The 19,653-nt window shown below is 57.0% G+C and carries 24 protein-coding genes; 5 read left to right on the top strand and 19 right to left on the bottom strand.

Annotated features, from left to right (window positions below):
- Nucleotides 1-50: 50 nt before the first annotated feature.
- The 4 genes from KI787_15365 to KI787_15350 form a co-directional block, all read right to left on the bottom strand.
- Nucleotides 51-275: a cold shock domain-containing protein gene (locus KI787_15365; GenBank protein ID MBV6631333.1), complete on the bottom strand. Its 225-nt coding sequence runs from the start codon at nucleotides 273-275 to the stop codon at nucleotides 51-53.
- Entirely contained in the window at nucleotides 253-912 is a 660-nt protein-coding gene (locus KI787_15360; GenBank protein ID MBV6631332.1) for a fumarylacetoacetate hydrolase family protein, read from the bottom strand. Before KI787_15360 ends, KI787_15365 begins: the two co-directional genes overlap by 23 nt.
- Nucleotides 906-2,360 (bottom strand): polyphosphate:AMP phosphotransferase, encoded by a 1,455-nt coding sequence (locus KI787_15355; protein MBV6631331.1) that lies wholly within the window; start codon nucleotides 2,358-2,360, stop codon nucleotides 906-908. The genes KI787_15360 and KI787_15355 overlap by 7 nt, the downstream gene beginning before the upstream one ends.
- 167 nt (nucleotides 2,361-2,527) lie before the next feature.
- Nucleotides 2,528-5,092, bottom strand: coding sequence for a S8 family serine peptidase (locus tag KI787_15350; protein MBV6631330.1), 2,565 nt, complete (start codon nucleotides 5,090-5,092; stop codon nucleotides 2,528-2,530).
- 286 nt (nucleotides 5,093-5,378) lie between these two features.
- On the opposite strand from KI787_15350, the gene KI787_15345 reads away from it, so the two are divergent.
- The 3 genes from KI787_15345 (at nucleotide 5,379) to KI787_15335 (ending at nucleotide 6,988) form a co-directional block, all read left to right on the top strand.
- Entirely contained in the window at nucleotides 5,379-5,663 is a 285-nt protein-coding gene (locus KI787_15345; GenBank protein MBV6631329.1) for a helix-hairpin-helix domain-containing protein, read from the top strand.
- Nucleotides 5,664-5,703: 40 nt separating this feature from the next.
- Nucleotides 5,704-6,138 carry an acyl-CoA thioesterase gene (locus KI787_15340; GenBank protein ID MBV6631328.1) on the top strand — a complete coding sequence of 145 codons (435 nt, stop codon included), beginning with the start codon at nucleotides 5,704-5,706 and terminating at the stop codon, nucleotides 6,136-6,138.
- 109 nt (nucleotides 6,139-6,247) lie between these two features.
- Nucleotides 6,248-6,988, top strand: coding sequence for a nitroreductase family protein (locus KI787_15335; GenBank protein MBV6631327.1), 741 nt, complete (start codon nucleotides 6,248-6,250; stop codon nucleotides 6,986-6,988).
- A 65-nt stretch (nucleotides 6,989-7,053) separates the two neighbouring features.
- Here the strand turns inward: KI787_15335 and KI787_15330 are convergent, their stop codons facing one another.
- The 4 genes from KI787_15330 to KI787_15315 all read right to left on the bottom strand — a co-directional run bounded on the left by KI787_15330 (nucleotide 7,054) and on the right by KI787_15315 (nucleotide 10,058).
- On the bottom strand, nucleotides 7,054-8,250 hold the full coding sequence (locus KI787_15330; protein MBV6631326.1) for a cation:proton antiporter: 1,197 nt from the start codon (nucleotides 8,248-8,250) through the stop codon (nucleotides 7,054-7,056).
- Between the two features lie 70 nt (nucleotides 8,251-8,320).
- Nucleotides 8,321-8,833, bottom strand: a complete 513-nt coding sequence (locus KI787_15325) for an O-acetyl-ADP-ribose deacetylase (GenBank protein MBV6631325.1) — start codon at nucleotides 8,831-8,833, stop codon at nucleotides 8,321-8,323.
- Nucleotides 8,833-9,606, bottom strand: a complete 774-nt coding sequence (locus KI787_15320) for a hypothetical protein (protein ID MBV6631324.1) — start codon at nucleotides 9,604-9,606, stop codon at nucleotides 8,833-8,835. Before KI787_15320 ends, KI787_15325 begins: the two co-directional genes overlap by 1 nt.
- Nucleotides 9,607-9,743: 137 nt before the next feature.
- A complete protein-coding gene (locus KI787_15315; protein MBV6631323.1) occupies nucleotides 9,744-10,058 on the bottom strand; it encodes a DUF2834 domain-containing protein in 315 nt (104 codons plus the stop codon).
- A 77-nt stretch (nucleotides 10,059-10,135) separates the two neighbouring features.
- Here KI787_15315 and KI787_15310 point away from each other — a divergent pair, with 77 nt between their 5' ends.
- A complete protein-coding gene (locus KI787_15310; protein MBV6631322.1) occupies nucleotides 10,136-11,014 on the top strand; it encodes a helix-turn-helix transcriptional regulator in 879 nt (292 codons plus the stop codon).
- A 116-nt stretch (nucleotides 11,015-11,130) separates the two neighbouring features.
- On the opposite strand, the gene KI787_15305 is transcribed toward KI787_15310, so the two are convergent.
- Nucleotides 11,131-11,457 (bottom strand): hypothetical protein, encoded by a 327-nt coding sequence (locus tag KI787_15305; GenBank protein MBV6631321.1) that lies wholly within the window; start codon nucleotides 11,455-11,457, stop codon nucleotides 11,131-11,133.
- Nucleotides 11,458-11,524: 67 nt separating this feature from the next.
- The gene (gene soxR, locus KI787_15300; protein ID MBV6631320.1) at nucleotides 11,525-11,980 is read right to left on the bottom strand and encodes a redox-sensitive transcriptional activator SoxR; all 456 of its coding nucleotides are present in this window, start codon (nucleotides 11,978-11,980) and stop codon (nucleotides 11,525-11,527) included.
- 108 nt (nucleotides 11,981-12,088) lie between these two features.
- On the opposite strand from soxR, the gene KI787_15295 reads away from it, so the two are divergent.
- The gene (locus tag KI787_15295; protein MBV6631319.1) at nucleotides 12,089-12,505 is read left to right on the top strand and encodes a VOC family protein; all 417 of its coding nucleotides are present in this window, start codon (nucleotides 12,089-12,091) and stop codon (nucleotides 12,503-12,505) included.
- 29 nt (nucleotides 12,506-12,534) lie between these two features.
- Here the strand turns inward: KI787_15295 and KI787_15290 are convergent, their stop codons facing one another.
- The 9 genes from KI787_15290 to KI787_15250 form a co-directional block, all read right to left on the bottom strand.
- Complete coding sequence (locus tag KI787_15290) at nucleotides 12,535-13,119, bottom strand: hypothetical protein (protein ID MBV6631318.1); 585 nt, start codon at nucleotides 13,117-13,119, stop codon at nucleotides 12,535-12,537.
- Nucleotides 13,120-13,242: 123 nt separating this feature from the next.
- Nucleotides 13,243-13,644: a tRNA(fMet)-specific endonuclease VapC gene (gene vapC, locus KI787_15285; protein ID MBV6631317.1), complete on the bottom strand. Its 402-nt coding sequence runs from the start codon at nucleotides 13,642-13,644 to the stop codon at nucleotides 13,243-13,245.
- Nucleotides 13,644-13,874, bottom strand: coding sequence for an antitoxin (locus tag KI787_15280; GenBank protein MBV6631316.1), 231 nt, complete (start codon nucleotides 13,872-13,874; stop codon nucleotides 13,644-13,646). Before KI787_15280 ends, vapC begins: the two co-directional genes overlap by 1 nt.
- Nucleotides 13,875-14,114: 240 nt before the next feature.
- Nucleotides 14,115-14,414: a type II toxin-antitoxin system RelE/ParE family toxin gene (locus KI787_15275; protein MBV6631315.1), complete on the bottom strand. Its 300-nt coding sequence runs from the start codon at nucleotides 14,412-14,414 to the stop codon at nucleotides 14,115-14,117.
- Nucleotides 14,411-14,650, bottom strand: coding sequence for an addiction module protein (locus KI787_15270; protein ID MBV6631314.1), 240 nt, complete (start codon nucleotides 14,648-14,650; stop codon nucleotides 14,411-14,413). The genes KI787_15275 and KI787_15270 overlap by 4 nt, the downstream gene beginning before the upstream one ends.
- 445 nt (nucleotides 14,651-15,095) lie before the next feature.
- Nucleotides 15,096-16,112 carry a DUF4365 and DUF1817 domain-containing protein gene (locus tag KI787_15265; protein ID MBV6631313.1) on the bottom strand — a complete coding sequence of 339 codons (1,017 nt, stop codon included), beginning with the start codon at nucleotides 16,110-16,112 and terminating at the stop codon, nucleotides 15,096-15,098.
- 121 nt (nucleotides 16,113-16,233) lie between these two features.
- Nucleotides 16,234-18,222: an ATP-binding protein gene (locus KI787_15260; protein MBV6631312.1), complete on the bottom strand. Its 1,989-nt coding sequence runs from the start codon at nucleotides 18,220-18,222 to the stop codon at nucleotides 16,234-16,236.
- 155 nt (nucleotides 18,223-18,377) lie between these two features.
- Nucleotides 18,378-19,211 (bottom strand): IS3 family transposase, encoded by an 834-nt coding sequence (locus KI787_15255; GenBank protein ID MBV6631311.1) that lies wholly within the window; start codon nucleotides 19,209-19,211, stop codon nucleotides 18,378-18,380.
- Complete coding sequence (locus KI787_15250) at nucleotides 19,111-19,536, bottom strand: transposase (GenBank protein ID MBV6631310.1); 426 nt, start codon at nucleotides 19,534-19,536, stop codon at nucleotides 19,111-19,113. The genes KI787_15255 and KI787_15250 overlap by 101 nt, the downstream gene beginning before the upstream one ends.
- Between the last annotated feature and the right edge of the window lie 117 nt (nucleotides 19,537-19,653).

Raw genomic sequence — 19,653 nt, 5'->3', positions numbered from 1 at the left:
CACACCCCGTGCTGACCCGCATATGTGCGACGAACTTCTGTTAAGGGACACTAGGCAGGCTCTACCTTTTTCGCCATATTCCCCTTGCGGTGACGCTCGGCTTTAAAGCGAACAGCAACACCGGGCTCTGGCTCCCAGTCGCAGCCCACGAGTTCACGAAAATGTAGGTAATAGTCTTCGCCGTCTTCGCCACGCACGACACCGAAGCCACGCTCCATGTCGTAGCGGCTAATTTGCCCGGCAATCCAGGTCTCACCCTCGGACTGTTCCGTCATAGCTTTCCTCTCCCAGCCATCCCGTGTAGCTATCGCCTGGCTGCAACTCACCCACACCCACGGGGGTGCCGGTTAGCAACACGTCGCCCGCTTCCAGCCCAAACAGGGCCGTGGCGTCGTGCAGCAAGCGGTCGATTGGATACACCATCAGCGCAGTGCTGTCGTCCTGGCGCATCTGTCCATTCACGGCTAATGCAATCCGCGTATCTTGCAGGTCTTTCACGCTTGCCACCGGCTGCACCGGGGTGATCGGACAAGAGCCAGCAAAAGCCTTGGCTGCCTCCCAAGGATAGCCCTGCTCGCGTAATTGGGTTTGCACACTCCGCAGGGTGAGATCCAAGGCCAGCGCCACACCACCAATCACATCCAGGCCGGCCTTGTCGGGATTGCGGACCCGCTTGGCGATCACCAGGGCTAGTTCCACTTCGTGATGCACGTCGCCGCGCCCCTGGGGAATGTGTAGCGGGCCGGCAAAGTCGCACAGGGCTGAATTGGGCTTCATGAAGAAGGTGGGCTGGGCCGGCACCGTAGATGCCAATTCAGCGGCATGCGCCGCATAGTTTTTGGCCACGCAGATAATCTTGCTGGGGGCAAAAGGACCAACACCACCATCGGCCATTTTAAGGCTGGTCAACATTGCTCTAATTGCTCATTCAATTCTCGGAGTACCGCCACCCGAGCATGGCGCTTGTCATTGGCGCCAATCAGCTTCCAAGGTGCCGCCGCTGTATTCGTATAAGCCAACATGTCGTTAACTGCCTCGAGATAGTCCGGTCTTCGTTCCCGGTTCCGCCAATCGTCTTCGGTCAGCTTCCAGGCTTTGAGCGGATCTTGCTCGCGGGCCTGGAAGCGTTGTAACTGCTCATCAGCGCTGATATGCAGCCAGAACTTCAGCAGTATGTGCCCAGACTGCGTCCATTGCTGCTCAAACTGACAAATTTCTTCGGCAGCCCGTTGCCAGCGATGCTCCGGCGTCAGCTGCTCCACGCGTTCAACCAACATGCGCCCGTACCAAGAGCGGTCGAAAATCGCCACATGACCCGGCTTTGGCATGCGCGTCGCAAAGCGCCAGAGATAGTGACGACGCGCCTCCACAGCATCGGGAGAGGCAATGCGGTGCACCTGGGTGTAACGCGCATCTAGCACCTGCATTAGGCGCCGAATGCTGCCGCCTTTGCCCGCTGCATCCCAGCCCTCAAAGACCAAAACCAAACCGCGTTCTTGCATGGCCATGCGACGCAGCAAGGGATATAGACGCCCCTGCTGCTGCTTTAGCTGTTCGCTGTAGTCCAGCTTGGACAAACTGGGCTGGGCCACCTCAGCCAAGTGATCGACGGCAGCGGGTTTCCAGTGGTTGGAAAACTGTGGTGGCGGCACGGCGTGCAGGCGTTGCTCTAAGGCTTCCGCCAAATGCGCGCCCACTACTAGGCTGCGCGCACGTTCAGGGCGGCCGTCCACGCGTAGCCATGGCAAACCGGCCTTTTCGCTGGCCTCCCACACACGAGCGCTGGCCTGCATGAAGTCGTCATATAAATGAAGATGCAGCCAATCCTTGGGCTGCACCTGCCAGATATCGACCGGATCACGTGCGAGTGCCTCTAATCGCTCCCGCTGAGCCTGCGCATCTAAATGCATCCAGACTTTGATTAACAAGGCGCCGTCCGCGACCAACGTGCGCTCAAACTCCAGAGCCGCCTGAATGCGCTGATCGAACTCCTCATGGGTACAGCGACCACGAACATGATCTTGCAATGGCGTGGAATACCAACCGGAGAGCACCACCGACATCGTGCCACGCGCAGGAACATCCGGCCAAAAACGCAGTAGGGGCACGGGCTTTGTCACGGCGTGTTCCACCGGAGGGTAAGCCCGCGTGCGCACAAAGCGAGGATCCAGCCACGCACTCAGCAAGTTGGCAAACTCGTGCTTACCCGCGCCGTCCACACCGGCCAACACCACAATGACCGGGAAATCCGCGCTACGCAGGCGGTGTTGCAGCAACAACAGCTTTCCGCGCAAGGCACGTGCTTGCGTTTTCCAGTCCTGTTTGCCGACTTCTTCCAGCGGCGCCGGAGGTCCCTTCATTCCTACCTTGTACCGCAAAAAGAAACGCGACCCAAGCCGGATCACCGACTGGGGTCGCGTGCAAGGCCTCCCGCCTTGTGTTTCGGTGAGGCGGACCACCATCGAAGCCCGCCTTAACAGGGCTGAGCAGCGCGCAGTACTAAAGCGCGCCGCCCGGCCGAAGCCCGCTAGCTAGGGAAAGGGATGGTGAGCATGGCGCGCAGTGCCATTGCGGCATAGTCCGCCCGGCTGACCGCCTGTTGCGGACGTACGAAGGCTACTCCATCTTGAACCTCAGGCTGCAGCACGCCCAGCTGCAAGGCCAAAACCACATGCCCGCGCATGGTTGGGCTGATGGCATCAATATCCCCAATAAGGACAGCATTGCCATCTGCATCGATGTAGCCCGTGGCGTCGGCAAGCTCAGCTGCTGCGTCTTCATCGCCTTTGGCCTGGATGAGGGCAAAAGCTGCTTCTTCCAGACTCACAGCCCCCTGGGGATTGGCCATGCCGGTTTCGATGGGTGCTCGCGCCTCTGGGTCCAGATCCAGAATGAGGTTCCCGCCCCGGGTAGCAATCTCTACCGCAGCACTGAGGCGACGCTGCCCAGCATTCATGACCTGGGTGCGGCCACCATCATGGGATCGGGTCTGACGCACCCCAAAGGCGGTGACGTATTCGGCGAACTCGCCGCGGGCTAACAGAGCATCTGGCTCAAACAAGCCGCTGGGGCGCGAGTCCATCAATCGCTCCGCGATAGCACTCTGAATGATGCTTTGCTGCGGGTGGCCGACGGTATCACTCAATCCTACGATATTGCCCTGCGGGAATTGCTCCAACAGCACTTCCTGACCCATGCTGGGCGGACTGATGCCATTCGTGAGACCGAGCGGGTCCAGAGTCACACCCGACAAGCCCCCAATGCCGTTGAACTCTACGGTCCAGGTTCCTGGCATGCCCGGGGCCGTAGCCGCTACCCGCGGCGCCAACAGAGGCAGAGCAATACCCGAGCCGTGACGGTTGCCCTCAGGGTCAGTGAGGGTCACTCCGCAGGTACACGGGTTGGTTTCATCCAAACTCCAAGAGGCAATCACCAACGCAATACCCGCGCCCACTTCAAATTCGGCCGTGGTCGGCTCACCCGCCGGGATAAAGTCCAAGGTGACCTGCTCGCTGATGGGAGCCGCACGACCGACACTGGCCACGAAACTGCGAGTGAGATGGTTCAGGCTGCCGTAATCGTTGCGGCCTTGAGCCATGGCAACAGCCGCTTCGATGTTGGCATAGCCCGCCCCGACTTCCCAAGGCTCATAACCGGGAATACTGGTCGCGGTGGATTTGAAGATCGTCTTCAGTTCACGCCAGGTCAATTCAGGATTGACCTGAAGCAGCATGGCAACCAGACCGGCCAGGTGCGGAGCCGCCATCGAGGTACCCGACTTAGCGGTGTAGAAGGGCACCAGCTCTGGAGGAATGTCGCCGCCGGTCAGGTCCGCTTGAAGATCAAGCGGCGTGAATGGGTCAGCAGCAACTGCGCGAGCAGCAATGTAATCCGTTCCTGGAGTCACCACCAAGGGCCGGTCTTCGACGGTAAAGGTTTCACCATCCACTTCAACCTGGTACTCGCCGCCTGCTAGCGCGCCGCGGGATGACGAGGGTGCAAGCAAGCCTTCTTTGGTCCCGTTGGCAGCGACCAGCACCCATGGCGCTTTCTTGAAGTTGCCGGTAATACTCGACGGGCCTGAGCCCGAGTTCCCCGCCGAGAACACCACGACCAGGCCCAGGTCGGTGAGGATCTTGGTGGCAATGTTGGTCGGATCCGCAGGATCGAAATCTGTGCCTTGGTCGCCTGTGGAGCCAAAGGAGTTGGTCACAATGCGCAGATTCAGCTCAGGGCGGTTCTTCACAACCTCAGCGGCATAGTCAAAGCCGCCCAGAGAGTCCAGCACCAAAATCGCAGCGCCTGAGCCGTAACCGATGATGTTGGCACCACGGGCCACACCAGCGAAGCGGCCTCCAGACTGGCTGCCATCACCGGCAGCAATCCCGGCCACATGAGTACCGTGAGAGCCCAGCAAGTCACCATTTGGAACGCCTTCTAGAGGCGTGTGCGGGATCATTTCATTTTCAACCCCAGCCGTAGCCGCCAGGAGTTGCAGACTGGTCTGGCCCATCACGTTTTCCACCACCTTGCTGCCGAACTGCAGATCAGGGTGAGTGGCGTCCACACCAGAATCGTTCACTAAAATCGTGATGCCGGAGCCATCGATGGCATTGCCGTTGGCGTCCTTAAGCACGGGAGAATTAATTGTGGCGTCCACCCCAGTCAGGGCGCGCGCTACTTCATCTTCATAGCTCAGCTCGGCGTTGTGCCACAGCGAGCGCAGCCCACGCTGCTCCATCAAGGCGCGAATCTGATCAGGCTTGGCCAAAACACCCGCGATGGGCAGGTGCTTGAAATACAAACCACGGGTTACCCCATGCTGATACAGCAAACCGCGCTGCTCTTCGCTGGGAGAGGACTTTCCTGGGAAAGTGACAACGACCTGAATATCGTCTTCCGGAGAAGCCTGCTGCACGATTTCTAGCAACCGCCGATCGACCGTTGGCAGACCTTGAAGCACGGGCGCAAGACTCGGCAAATCAATAGACCGCGAAGGAGTAGAGTCGCCACGCCCGCCACCGCAGGCTGTGATCACCACAGCACTGAGCAGGATCAGGGCAACACGCACAAATAGGGGAGTGCTCTGCATTGTTGATTCCTCAAACGCATACAGCACGCTCTGGCAGGCGCGGAAAAATCGCGTGCCATGAACGTGCAGGGATTTAGCGGGGAATAAGCGCCTCGACGCTCGGCCCCAGGGTTCTCGTGTCGTTACAAGCGCAGCCGGTAAACCGCTGGGAAGTAACTCGACCCAGTTAAGCTAGCAAATACCATTCCGCTTTGACTAGTGGGCTCAACAATATTTCCTACAATGTCCGCCCCCGCGCGGCAATTGCGTAATACATGCAGACCCCACCCTTATGGGAGCTCTGGTCATGCTGAGAACGCTCGTTGTTTTACTGTTGCTGGCTTGCGGAATCGCCCAAGCCAATGTGCCGGCTGCCGCCGCCGAAGAAGCGCCGCGCCCGGTCAATATCAATACCGCCAGTGCCGCGGAAATTGATGCCTCTTTAATCAACATTGGGCCCAAGCGGGCGCAACGCATTGTGGAGTACCGCGGTTATCACGGCCCTTTTAAACAGCCCGAAGATGTGATGGAAGTGCCCTATATTGGGCCGCGACTGTTCGAGGCCAACCAGCCCTTTATTCGCGTGAACTAATCACTGCGCAGCGCAAGCGCATTTGCCAAAATGCCCAGCCATGGATACAACCTTTGCCCGCTGGGATTCCGTGGTGCGTTACGCCGAATGCGACGCACAAGGGGTGGTCTTTAACGCCCACTACCTGACTTACTTCGACTGCACCGTCAACGAAGCCTTTCGCAATACGGGGGTGGACTGGCTGCAGCAAATGCAAAGCTCTGGCTGTGATGTGCAGCTGGTGAAGTCGGTGGTGGAATACCACAAGCCCCTGCGTTTCGATGAGGCCTTTTTCGGCCAAGCGAGTGTGGCTAGACTGGGGCGCAGCAGCGTCACCTGGCAGCTACATATTTTTGGCGACTCCACGGCCGACCTGCGCGCAAGCGGCGAGATTGTGTGGGTCTACGCCAATCTCAAAGAACAACGCTCCGAGCCTTTACCCAATTGGATGCGCAAGGCTTTGGCGCCACTGTGTTTAGAGCCGGAAACAGACTAGCCAAGCACGCAGCTGCATCCTGGGGCTCAGCCTCAGCACATCTCCAAAGCTGCACTCAGCCCGCTGGTGGCCTTGAGCAAAGCAGCTACGCTCAAGCTATGCTCCAGTCATGACTGATTACACCCCCGAGCCGCTACCGGCCATCGATGTAGAAGAGTTCCGCAAGGTTGTTCAAACCCGGCGCTCTATTCGGCGCTTCACAGCGGAGACCATCCCTGAAGACGTTTTACAAGACTGCCTGGAGTTAGCCCTGCTATCGGCGAACTCCTCCAACCTGCAGCCCTGGGAGTTTCATCGTGTGGTGGCCCCAGAGATGCGCAGCGCCGTGGTGAAAGCCTGCCTATCGCAAAACGCTGCGAAAACGGCGGCCGAGCTCATCGTTATTGTGGCGCGCACCCAAACCTGGAAACGAGCCTGCGAGCAGAACCTAGAGCATTGGCCCGAGCCAACTTTGCCGCGAATTGTAGAGAACTACTACAAAAAGGCCGCCAAAATTCACTATGGGCGCCTTCCCCTAGACCGCTTTGGTGTGCTGAAAAAAGCCGTTCGAGCGCTCAGCGGGCTACAAAGGCCAATGCCACGCTGGCCAAACTCGCAGGCCGACATGGAGCTCTGGGCGACCAAGTCCACCTCGCTGGCCGCACAAACACTGATGCTGGCGCTACGCGCTCATGGTTATGACAGCTGCCCCATGGAAGGCTTTGATGAGAAGCGCTTACGCAAGGCGGTTCCGCTCCCTAAAGACGGCGTCATCGTGATGGTTTTGGCTGCTGGTAAACGCGCCGACAACGGGGTGTATCACCGACGTTATCGCATGTCTTCGGATCACTTTGTGATCGAGCATCGCTAAGTTGTGGCCGCAGTAGAGGCGTCGTGCAGTCTCTCTCCAACGCGCAAGGCCTGCGCGGCTAGCGCCTAGCCTGAGTAACGAATACCTTCAGGGCGCTGCTCCAAAGGCACCGCACGTAGGGCCCACTGCGTTGCAAAAGGGCCAATGAGCTCGAAAACCACGGTGCTCGCAATCGTAATCGCCATCAGCTGAGGTGCCCACGCGGGGGCCTTCTGGGCAGCCACCAAAGCCATACCGATGGCCACGCCGGCTTGGGGCATTAAAGCCACACCTAGCAGCGCGCCCTCACGTTTAGGGCGACCTAAGAGCACGTTGCCAACAAGGCCGCCCAATAATCTGGCCGACATTCGCAGCAGCACATAACCCAGGCCCAGCCAACCCAAACTCGCCAGCATTTCGATATTGAGCGATGCTCCGGCCATGACGAAGAACAAGAGTAGGAAGGGCCATTCCACGCCTTCAATTTCGTGGAAGGCCTGCTCATGATGGCGGGCAAGGTTGACCACCACTGCGCCGCAGGTCATTCCGGTGAGCAGCAGCGACACCTCAAACAACATAGCCAGCCCCGCGCATAAGAACACCACTCCCACAGCTTCCAACAATGTGGGCTCACCCGGAGATAGCCGGCCACTGAGCAAGGCGGCGGGTATACCAATCAGCAAACCTAAGGCAACGGCGCCGCCAATATCACGGCCGGCGTGAAGCAGCTCCAGGTACCAAGCCGCATCCGCATCCATGGCGAAACTGGCGGTGATAGCCAGAGCCAGGCTAAACACCAAAACGCCCCAAGCATCATCAATGGCCACAATCCCCAGCAGCGTTTGGCTAAAGCCATCGTTGCGCCCGGATTGCGCCACTACATCCAAGGTTGCTGCAGGCGCAGTGGCTGCAGCCACCGCTCCCAACAGTAAAGCCAGGCCAGCGGCCATACCCAGCAGCCAAAGCCCCAGCGTCACCAGCACCAGCGAGCTTAAAACCACACTCAGCGATAGCACCAAAATGCGGATGCCATGAGCGCGGAGCATTTGCAGCTTCAGCGAACCCCCCAACAAAAAGGCCACCATCGTCAGAGCCACGGAGGCGTACAGGCCATCCGCTTGCGCCAAGGGCGGGGGCAGAATGTCGAGACCTGGAGGCCCGATGAGGGCGCCAAGAACGATCAGCAGCGTGACTCGCGGCACATGAACACGGCGGCCAATCGCGTCCACAGCCAGACCCAGCAAGAACAGTAGTCCCAGAGCCAGAACTAGCAAAGACTCCATGACGATGACCCCCGTGCAGATTGCAGCAGTGTACCCAACAGCAATGCCTTGGCCATTACCCTGCCCCCCCTTAGCTGAGCTGCGCAAGACACTCCTGATAGCCCGCCAGATCGGAGCCAGAAAAGCAGCAGAACACAATCTGTGGTGCCTTGGGCGCAGACCGCACAATCTCCAAACAGGTACTCACCGCAATCTGGGTGGCTTGGGCCTTGGGGTAACCGTATACCCCGGTACTAATGGCCGGAAACGCCAAAGATTGCAGGCCATGCTCCAGAGCAATGGCCAAGCAGTTGCGATAACACTGTTGCAGTAAGCGGGCTTCGTCAGCCTGGCCACCCGACCAGACTGGCCCTACGGTATGAATGACGAAGCGCGCCGGCAAGGCAAAACCGGGCGTGAGTTTGGCCTCGCCGGTACGGCAGCCACCAAGCTTGCGGCAGGCCTCGAGCAGCTGTGGGCCAGCGGCACGGTGAATCGCCCCGTCCACTCCACCCCCGCCGAGCAGACTGGAGTTGGCCGCATTCACAATGGCGTCCACATCTAATGCGGTGATGTCCGCCTGTAGAGCCTGCACCTTGGTCATTAAACGCCAGCCTCCAGCGGGTCATTGGCCAATAACAAGGCCATGGCAGCCGCCACCAGGGCCGGGCTTAGCTCCGCCGATAGCTCCGGCCAGTATTCCAGCTGTTGGCTGCGTAATCGGTCGACCACCATGAGGCTGCGCTGCCCTTGGCGCAGCGTATATCCGGTGGTCATGTTCAGCTCGGCCACGGAAGAACGCGTGCTACCAATCACGGCCACCTGGCGACTGCCTGCCTGTAACACGCCGCTAAGCGGCCTCCAGGGCGTGGCCTGCATGCTGAGTTCCCAAGCGGCCCAGCTCGGCGTTTGCGGCTGGGCCACGCAATGCAAATCCGCGAAGAACGCTCCGAGTTCTTGCAGCTCGGTGCGCTCATCGTCATCGGCATAACCCAGCACATCGCTCTGCTGATGGTGCCGCTGGCGGCAACGAATGCGGGCCAAAGCCACGCCCCCTTCCATCAAGGTGAAGGCGAAGTTCGAGGTATTCCCCACTTGGGCTGTACCCAGGTACACACCATCTTCTTCGTCGCCCACGGTCTGCCGAGTCTGCGTCGGCGCCGTTGCCCATAAGGAGTAATCCAAGTCGGCCGTCGAAAAAGGGCCCACCGTCATATCCCGGCGGCGCAAGCGCGCCCAATCGCCTACCCCCTCTACCGACCACGTCTGCGTAGGGTATGCCCCCCAATCACTGGGGCGTGCGGCGAAATCCTGCCAACTCGCACAGGACACCAAGGCACAGCCAGCGAAAACAATCAGACTGCGGAATGTGACCATCACAGGCCCTTAACTGCCGATAAAGCCGCAGCATAGCGCCTGCTGAAGGGACGGATGAGAACCGAAGGGGAGGCTGAGCTAACACCTGGGCAGGGTACCGCCCAGATGCAGCCCAGATGCAGCCCTGAGTTTGGCCATTAAGCCGGGGAAGGCTCCCCTGCGCGGCCCTGCAGCAAGCCCGTGAGCAGGTAGAGTAAGGGCCCAAAAGAGCCGCCCAGTACGGTCAAAACGATGAAAGGCCAGGGGTTGCGGCCCTGGCGCTGGGCATCCTGCCACATCCACACCATCGCCAAGGTGCAAACAATGACAAGGTCCAGAAGGACCTGCATGCCCGCGGTGGCCTGTAAGTGGAAGCTAAAGATGCCGAAGTAACCATGATCGGTGACGGCCAATACGCTGATAACAGTCAGCGCGGCGGTGGCCAAGGCCAGCAAGATGAATTTTGCAGTCATTGTGTCTCTCCAGGTGGATGTACTGCCCTGAGTGTTGAGGGCTGCAGCTATCCTGGCCACAGCGCAGTCTGGCTGCAATGACCTCAGAGGTCATAGCTTTGCCGCAGGCCACGGCGCATAATCAGGCCATGACCAAACCACAGGCTATACAGAGCTCCGGCGACAACCGCTTTGGTGCTTTGCTGCGCAGCTACCGCCAGCAGCGGCGCTTGTCTCAGCTGGAACTCTCCTTCCAAGCCGGCGTTTCCCAACGCCACCTCAGCTACTTGGAGTGCGGACGTGCGCAGCCAAGTCGGCCCATGGTGCTGCAATTAGCACAGGCCTTGGACTTGGCCCTACAGCAACGCAATCAATGGCTGAACGCCGCCGGCTTTGCCAATGCCTACACCGAGCTACCCCTGGATGCCGACACCATGACGCCCGTGCGGGAGGTGCTCAAGCGCATGCTGGACAACCATGCCCCCTTCCCCGCGGTGGTGGTCGACCGGTACTGGTGCGTTGTGGATTACAACGCCGGCATGCAAGCCCTTTTCATGCTGCTCGGTGGCCTGGAGGCCTTGGAGCAGCGCTGCCAAAGCCGCAGCATTTTGCATTGGAGCTTGCACCCCGAAGGAATGCGGCCCCTGATCGCCAACTTTGAAGAAGTGGCCGTGCATCTGCTGGAACGCAGCGCCCGCGAGGCTGCTGCCAACCCCGAGCTGCGCACTAGCTATGACGCGCTCAAGGCCCTGCCGGATCTACCCGACACCACAAGCGGCGCCCATGCTGAAACCGCAGAGCTCATGCCGGTGCTGCCCACGAAGTTGCAGATGGGCCCGCACACCATCAGCCTGCTCAGCACTCTCACCACTTTCGGCACAGCGCAGGACATCACAGCGGAGCAGCTGCGCATAGAGCACTTCTTCCCGGCCGATCACAACAGCGAGCAGATACTTAAAACCATCCTAGGCCAATAGCCCTGCCCCAAGTTTCCGCGCACGGGTGCTCTTCGCTGTGGCAGAAATCTATGCCGGCGGCCTAGCCATAGGGTGTGATGTGCGTAGAGCAGCCGCCCGACAGGACTATCAAAGGCTCAACCCCTAGGCCTATACCTCGCCTGCGGCCAGATCTGGTTAATTTCCTCGGCCTGCTGCTGGGCGCTAAAGCGCTCCCAAACAATGCCATTCACATCGGTGTCTTCGGCAAAGGCTGCAGCATCGGCATCCTCCCAACCCAAATGGCGCAAGGCGCCAGCCTCGCAGCTGTCATCCACCCGCACGGTAAAGTTCAAGCAAGGCGTCCGCCACAAGGCATAAGCGCCATCCACCATGGTCTCGGGCGCCAAGCCCAGACGCGCCGAATAATCCTCGACGCTGGCCGCCAAGTCGCGGGTGGATAAAGCAATATGCAGTTTCTTCATGGGCGCCACCAAAACAATGCTCGCGCCCCAACCATAACGCTAGATCAAAACTAGGCCAGGCTCGGGCCTAGTCTCCTTGATTCAAAATGACGGCGCCCGGACCCTCTTCGGCCAATTCGTCCTCCGGGTTATAGAGCGGGCACACATCCATCGACAGGCAGCCACAACCGATGCAGCCCGTTAGCGAGTCACGCAGCCGCTGCAATCGCGCAATACGCCGCTCTAGCTGCCGCCCCCATTCCTGCGACATGCGCTGCCAGTCGGCCGCACTGGGCGCCTCATGTTTGGGCAACATCGCTAGGGCCTCGGCAATCTCTGCGAGCGATACCCCCATGGCCTGTGCGGCCTTGATCACCGCAATGCGTCTGAGCACTTCACGCCGGTAACGCCGCTGGTTACCAGCATTACGCTGGCTGTGAATCAGCGACTTCGACTCATAAAAATGCAGGGCGGACACCGCCACACCGCTACGCTGTGCCACCTGCCCCACCGACAAATCCGCAGCGTGGCGCTTATCTGCCATAGCCAAGTCTTAGCGTGACCATTGTTGTTCCCATTCCTTTATTGACCTCAACTTAGATTGAGGTTTTAGCCTGTGTGCTCCTTTTCTACAACCCTTAGGAGCCAACCCATGCGCTTGGAACATCTCAACCTCGTCGTCCACGACATTGAGGCCGTACTCCCCTTTTACCGTGCCGCCTTCCCACACTGGAAAGTTCGCGGTGGTGGTCAATCGGAATGGTATGGGGTGCAGCGCCAATGGCTGCACTTTGGCGACGACTACAACTACCTCACCTTTAATGACGATGGCGAAGGCCCCATCCGCGACCTAGAAGGCCACCAACCCGGCCTCGCCCACATGGCCTTCACTACCGACAATCTTCCCGCCCTGCAGCAACGCCTCGCCCAAGCCGGCTTCCACGCCGCCAAAGACGGTGCCGACGACCCCTACCGCAGTAATGTGTACTACATCGACCCCGCCGGTTTTGAGGTGGAATTCGTGCAGTACCACAGTGATTTACCCGACGAGCGGAATCGATACTCCTAGGAGTGGGCTCAGCTTTGCGGATAACGGCATTAAGCCCCCCGTCGCGGTGGGTTGAGGTCTTCCACATCTCTGCCAGTAGGAAGAACCTTGTCACGCTCCAGGTCAGCAATAAACTGCTTGATCACACGGTTTGCCGCATCCTTACGAACTTGGTTGTTGACGTTGAACAGCCAAAGCTTGTTTTTGATGTCCTCAGAATATTCGTAGCTGGCCAACAAATTCGGGCCATACAGAACCTCAAAACGGTAGAGATGCCGCTCTGGAAGAGGGCCTGGAATGATCAGTAAGGATGCGGCAGACACCATTGATGCCAGAAACTCCACGACACCATAGGTTTGCGTGAAGCCATAGGTCACCTGAACGGAAAATGGCCAGCGCTCTCTACCCATCTGCACATGGGCAAAGCGGCCGGACTCGGTCATGGACTGAGTGATGACGCTAACCACCTCCTGGGTGGGCCTCGACACATACTCTCCCGCGTAGACATCAAGATTGATGGGGGCGAACCTGTCCGCGTCGGCCACCTCGTACCTCGGCGGAGGTTCCGGAACTGCAGCGCACCCACTAACCAACACTACGACTAATGCCAGAGCCTGAACTCGTCTCTTATCCACCACGTTTTCCTGATTATCTTTTTGCCTAATAACAAAGATCAGCACTGGCCCCGGCCAACAACTTTTTTGAAGAGGCGGGCGACGTCCCTTTTAATAGATTGTCTGGACGACGCATACAGCAACCTAATCCACCCAGTTCTCAACCCGAATTCCCGGCACTCTTGAGAATTCTGAAACATTGTTCGTGACCACAATCAGACCCAGCGAACGGGCATGACCGGCAATCATCTGATCGTAAGGCCCAATCGGCGTGCCCGCCTTTGCAAGCTCAGCCCGAATTTGCCCAGTATGCGCGGCCGCCAAAGAATCGAATTCCTTGACCTCGAGCCTAGCCAAGAAGCCCTCTAGAACTTGCAGGTTGCGGGCAACCGCGGCCGATTTCTCCGCGCCATAGATCAGCTCCATCTGCGTAATGGTTGAAACACACATCTGCCCATCATGCTCGATGAAGGTCTGACGAACCGAATCTGGGCGGTTCTTGATGGTGTAGATGCATATGTTGGTATCGAGCAGATACTTGAGCACTAAAAACCATCCCGCTCTTGATCGTTTGGCTGATCGCGAGAATGCATGAAGTCCGCCGTCACACCTTCGGCAGAAAACCAGCTATCCCATGACTCACCGGCGGGTGAAATAAGGCGGGACCGACCTATAGGCACGATATCAACCCGCTTGACCGACTCTGGAAAAGCGACGGCCTTCGGCAGACGCACGGCCTGGCTAGTGTTGCTCTTAAAAACGCCACCTCTTTCCATCACTAACCCTCAGGATATACCTTAGACATATCCAGCATACGCCTAGCCTAGGATATGTCAATCGTATATACGCGACACTTTGAGCGAGCTGGGCGAGTTCCGAAGGGAGGTGTTACAGCCCCAGCACTGTCAAATGGGATACGTCCCCTGTTTAGCGAAACAGGCCGGATAATCGACTGCAACCCCTCTTCTGTCACGACTTCGACTCAAGGCCTTGCTGGGGCAGTCCCTATACGATGTTTATGTGCTCGCCCGATCTCTCCAACGCTCGGGCGCCTGGCTTGGATGGAAAACTGCAAGTACCAGCACAAACTTTTCCTCAACTCGGTAGAGAATGCCGTGAGGATACGTTTCGAGCGGCCACCGCCTAACTCCGCCTTCGAGCTCCTGCATGGCCAGCGGCCGCTCTCCGATGAAGGTTGTCGCCGTTTCAACCGCAGCCTGAAATCTACGGGCCAACTCTGGATCGATTTTTCTGTAGTAAGCCTTTTCGCGGCGAACGTCTTCACGTGCCGACGCAAGGAATCTGACTGGCTTCAATGATCCTCAGCCCGAAGTTCCGAGAAGACCTGTTCGGATGGGATCGCCTCCTCCTCACCTTGCAAATAGGCCTGGTATCGCCGATTCGCTTCAGCAGCCCACGTGCGTTCAATCTCTTGGGGGTCTGCAGCTCCCCGCTGATCAATGCTCTCAAGCAGGTGTACGACCAAACGGGTGCGATCCCTCACAGGGAGGGAAAGCGCAGCATTTTCAATGGTTTCGGCGGGCGTAGTCATGACTATCTCGGCAGGACTCTTAACACTGCTTCTACTTTAACTCTGAGGCCATGTTGATGCGAAGCCCCAATGTTTGCGCAAATCAAAAAACGCTTGAGCTGGGGTACGTTTGAGGCGACACCTGCTTTTGCGGCGCAAAAGTGGGTGGCGGGTTAAATCCCACGTGGGCAGCATCTCGAAACGGGTGACGTGTATCTTCGAAAGCTGCTGATTCATGGCGCCCGATCCGCTCTATTGCAAGTCAGACGCGCGGCCCTGCGAACCCTCGCTGAGTGGACCAAACTCTCAACTTGAGTTTTGGACTCAGGAATTGGGATACGTCCCCTGTTTCCCCACTCCTTCAGGGGATAAGGCATCATCACAACAGGCCGGATATACGACTGCAACCCCTGTTTAATCACGACTTCAACTCAAGACCTTGCTGCGGGAGTCCATATATGTGTTGTTAGGCATCATCTGGTCCCCGCATACCAAGAGCTTTCATAACTTCAAACGAAATTCTCTTATTCTCTTCTACGGGCATACTTAGCCACTCAGTCATTTCATTTAGTCCTGGGAAGTGACGCTCAAGAAACGCGCCTATGGCACGGGTCTCAACTTCTACCGGCAATTGGTTTTTTTCATTTGGAACCCGCGATGTAACCGTGACCTGAGTTAAGCACATCGCAAACACCTTTAGCGTGCTTGCACGCTCACCCGTGTAAGCAAAGAAAAAAAGCTCGGGCAGGGTGACTGACAAAACGGGCACGAAACTACGCATCTCCGGTATTTCGAATAGCTCTCGCGGATCATCATCGAACCCATGAAAAGCGAGTTCCACTTTGCCCTGGCAGTGAGCAGCAATTTCGGGAGAGCTTCTCAACCGGTCAAAGAACTCACGAACCTCAGACGCATCTAATGCTTCGATCTCGTCCCTGCCAATGATGTAGAGAAAGTGTCCATGATCAACCAACACATCATTCATCGCCCAGTAAGCTTCAATTGCGCTGAGATAGTCTGCTGGCTCAGGCAACAGTGCCATTAGTTGCCCCTTTGAATCGGCAAGCTTATTGCTAGATGGGATTGTGATTTTCCAATTGCCTCCAGCCCTTGCGGTGGCGGAAGGGTCGAACTTAACCCAATAACAGTCACCTGATTTGGGGTGACAAATGACGATGAGAACTGGCGTAGGGTAGTTTGCTAGGTAATTGAAGTGCTTTTGCTCTCCGCGAAAAACGTAACCCCACTGGTTCTTCTCGCGAAAAAACGAGGCGCCGTGCTTGATCTGTAGTGCAAGCATCTGCCCTGTTACGAGGCCATCTTCAAGAACTACATCAACCTGCGCGTCGATTCCGAAATCGTGCTCCTGGTGGTTTCGCCGAAATAACCAACCGAAATGCTCATTAATCACGCGAGAGACAAGATCAACTCCGCGATCTCCAGATCGAGCCGCACTGCTATAAGTTGGGAAGCCCTTGCCCATGATGCCTAACGCCCACGCTCAGGGGCGTTTGAGGCGGGGAACGTTTTTGCGACAGCAAAAATGGGCCACGGGTCAAACGTCCCTTGCAGCGTGTTTTTATGTGCCGCCGCACTTACCTTATTCATTCGTCATCTTGAGTTGGGTCTTCATCTAGCGCCTCCAATGGTGCCCACTGCTGACCCAAATCCTGAATCTTGAACATGACTGGGCGAAGCGACGAGGAAGCCTTGCCCACGAGCACGGCATGTCGAGGTGGAAGCGTTGAAATGACGCCGGCGTATTCGGCACCCATATAGTTGCCGAGAAAATCCAGTCCCGTTTGGTCGAAAGACTGGAGAGCAAAAATCGTGTTGCACTGATTGAGGATGGTCTTTGTGATGTTTGCCGTTCTCTGGGAGATCACCAAGCAACCCATCCCAAATTTTCGTCCTTGCAGAATAGTTCTCGCAGTCCGGTTGACGTGACTCGTATCGGATTGGACGGCCACTTGGTTCCACTCTGGAATTAAAGAGTGGGCCTCCTCGAACACAACCATGATCTTCGCAGGCTCGTTGATTCCAGGACGGAGCTGAACAGATTGCTCAAGCTTCGCAAACACAGCCTGCGCAAAGTCAGCCGTGGTTTTAGGATAGCTATTCGACTGAGCAAATTGGTGAACCGCGAGCAATTGGTCGCTCTCAAACCACGCGTCAAGCTCCTGCGCTTGTCGAAGGGGGTAAGGGTTATGGCGCCTCAGGAAGCTCCAGTGCTGCCGGCTGATATCCAGAATCAAAACCCGGATTCCCTTTCTAAGCGCACCTTCGATAAGCCACAGCGACAGGTAAGATTTCCCGCTACCAGTAACACCTATGACGGCAGTGTTATGAGTAATCGCGTCGTCAATGCCAACATGGATCGGAAATTCTGAGTTCGGTATCCGACCGATTGGAAGCCGATCATCTCCAAGCTCCAAGTTTGGTAGCTCTTGATCGGTAGCTCGAGTGACTAGCGCGCCGGACGGAGCCACCCAAGTGATTGGTTCAAATGTACCCCGATCCTGATTCCAATGCCCCAGCTGGCTAGCCCGCACTTCGACAGTTTGAAGAGTTTGATCAGGCTCTTGTGAATCTTCGGTAAGCATGCCGGACACCACTTGGTAATAGGCATCCGAACCTCCAGGAAAGCGCACTGTAAGTACCTCACCTTCTGACATCGGGGTATCGGGGTGAATTTTTACCTTCAAAACGCCTATGCTCGATCCGGGACACACAACGCCAACTGGGGCACGCGCAATGTCCGTCGAATTAGATTTGGCTACCGATATTTTTGCTTTGCCCGAATGCACCTCATCTGCAATTTGCGTCCAGCCTTCGGCAAATGAACTTACCGCCAGCTTAACCACCCGTGCTTTGTGCAGAATGCGATCATCGATCACAACAGCTGATGCTGCGGCCACTCCACTTGGAGCGAAAATTGTCACGACAACTCCGGCCTGGAGGGGGTCGTGACTAGCACCAAGCCTGCACTCGAACAGCCTGGGTGAAGCGAAGCCCGTTACATAACCCTCAAGTGCACCTGTATCAACTTTTCGACACTGAAATGCTTGAGAAATTGTGCTGCCAATGATCGGCAGGTTCAGCACCATGAATACGGCCCAGAACAACAGAAGCACTCTGTAAGCCTGATCGTTCGAAGTAAATTGCGTGAAAACTCCCCAGAGAAAGAATGCGGAAAAAAGAGCTTCTGGCCTCCCAATTTGGCGATTGATGCGTGAAGTGAGCTGAACCCAAGTGCTTTCCGAAGCTAATGGCCTCGATCGAATCATCATCACCCAGTAGCTTGATGCAATTAGGTAAAGACTCCATATGAAGAATAGGCCCCACAGGTAATCCCGATCTACCGAAGGCACTCCGGTCAGCGAAATGAGACCCGCAATCCCATTCATGAAAATGTTTGCGTCCTTGGAAAAGTGAGGTTGGTCAACAACACTTAGCAGGATAAGAAGCAAAATCCCCGCAGAAAACCAAAAGTCATCTAAAGCAAATTTGAAGGAACCCGTAGTAACCCAACCAACCGCTAGCAGAACAAGTAGCGACAGCGCGAGGAAAACCAATCTGGTAGAACGCGTCATTTAGGCTTCCTCCTATTCGCCTGATTCGACTTGGAGCTTACTAGGCAAATAACGCCTGAGTTCACCGGCATTTGAGGCGATGCCTGTTTTTGCGGAAACAAAAATGGGCAGCGGGTCAAATGGGGAGTTCCTTCGAAAAAGTAGACACCGATGGGTTAGGCGCATTGTGTTTCGAACTCGATGGGTGGTCGGTAACCTAAAGCCGAGTGTAAGCGCGTGCTGTTGTAAAAAGCGATGTAGCTTTTGAGTTCTTGATGCAGTTCCTGATCAGTCCTGAAAGTGCGGCGGTGGTATAGATCCGATTTCATCGACTTGTTCCATGCCTCCATATGGGCGTTGTCATTCATTCTGCGAGGGCGGTTCACCGACTGCGTCACTCCCGTCCTGGCGAGTAGACGGCTGAAATCCCCGGAAATGAACTCTGTGCCCCGGTCGCTGTGGAAGATCAACCCGGTCGGCTTACGTTGCCGGAATGCGTTCTTCAGGGCTTGAGCCGTGAGCGCGCTCGATTTCTCCCGACCGATAGACCAGCCCAGGAGGCGGCGGGAATATCGGTCCATAACGGTGGCTAGATACCGCCACTCACCAGCGACCTTCAGGTAGGTCACATCCCCCACCCAGACCTGGTCAGGCCCAGTGATATCCAATCCAGAAAGCCGGTTCTCCAGCCGGGTGTAGAACTTATGCAATCCCGGTAAGCGCCGGTACAGCTTTGTTGAACAACCGCGAATACCCTGCTCACGCATCACGCGTTCTATCCGCCGCCTACCAACAGCCTCACCAGCACGAGACAGCGCCGCGTGCACACGTGGGCTTCCATAGGTCTCTCGACTGTCTTGGTGGACCTGTCGAATCTTTTCGACGAGGCTTCGATCGCCGACTGCACGGTTACTTGCTGGGCGTCGGCGCCAGGCGTAGTAGCCCGCGCGACTCACTCCATGCAGCCGGCACAACACCGTCACTGGCGCTTGTCCTTGGCAATGTTGGATGAAAGCGAAGACCTCGCTTTTTGTTCGGAACTGAACGCGATGGCTTTTTTAAAAGGCGATGCTCCAACTGAAGACGGGCATAGTCCTTCTTCAACTGACGCAGCTCTTTTAACTCAGCCGAAACATCCTTCTCGACCTCAACACCTTTAGTCACAATCAACCCCTCTCTGACCTGCTTTCGCCAACGTGACAGCATGAAGGGGTGGATGGCAAGCGAAGCCGCGACATCTTTGATGGCGACGCCTTGAAGCTCACTGAGGCGAACGGCTGTTGCCTTGAATTCCTCAGAGTAACGGTAGGTCGTTCTTGGGCCAGGTTTGGGCATGGTCACAATCCTCAAGGGTTAGTTGAGGGTGTCTACCAAACCGAAGGAAGCGCCATGTCCGGTGCAATGATGAAATGGACTCCCCCGGTAATTTAGTCGGCATCACAAGTGCCGCGC

The sequence above is a fragment of the Oceanococcus sp. HetDA_MAG_MS8 genome (assembly GCA_019192445.1).
Lineage (GTDB): Bacteria > Pseudomonadota > Gammaproteobacteria > Nevskiales > Oceanococcaceae > MS8.
This window is presented reverse-complemented; position numbering and strand designations above follow the sequence as displayed.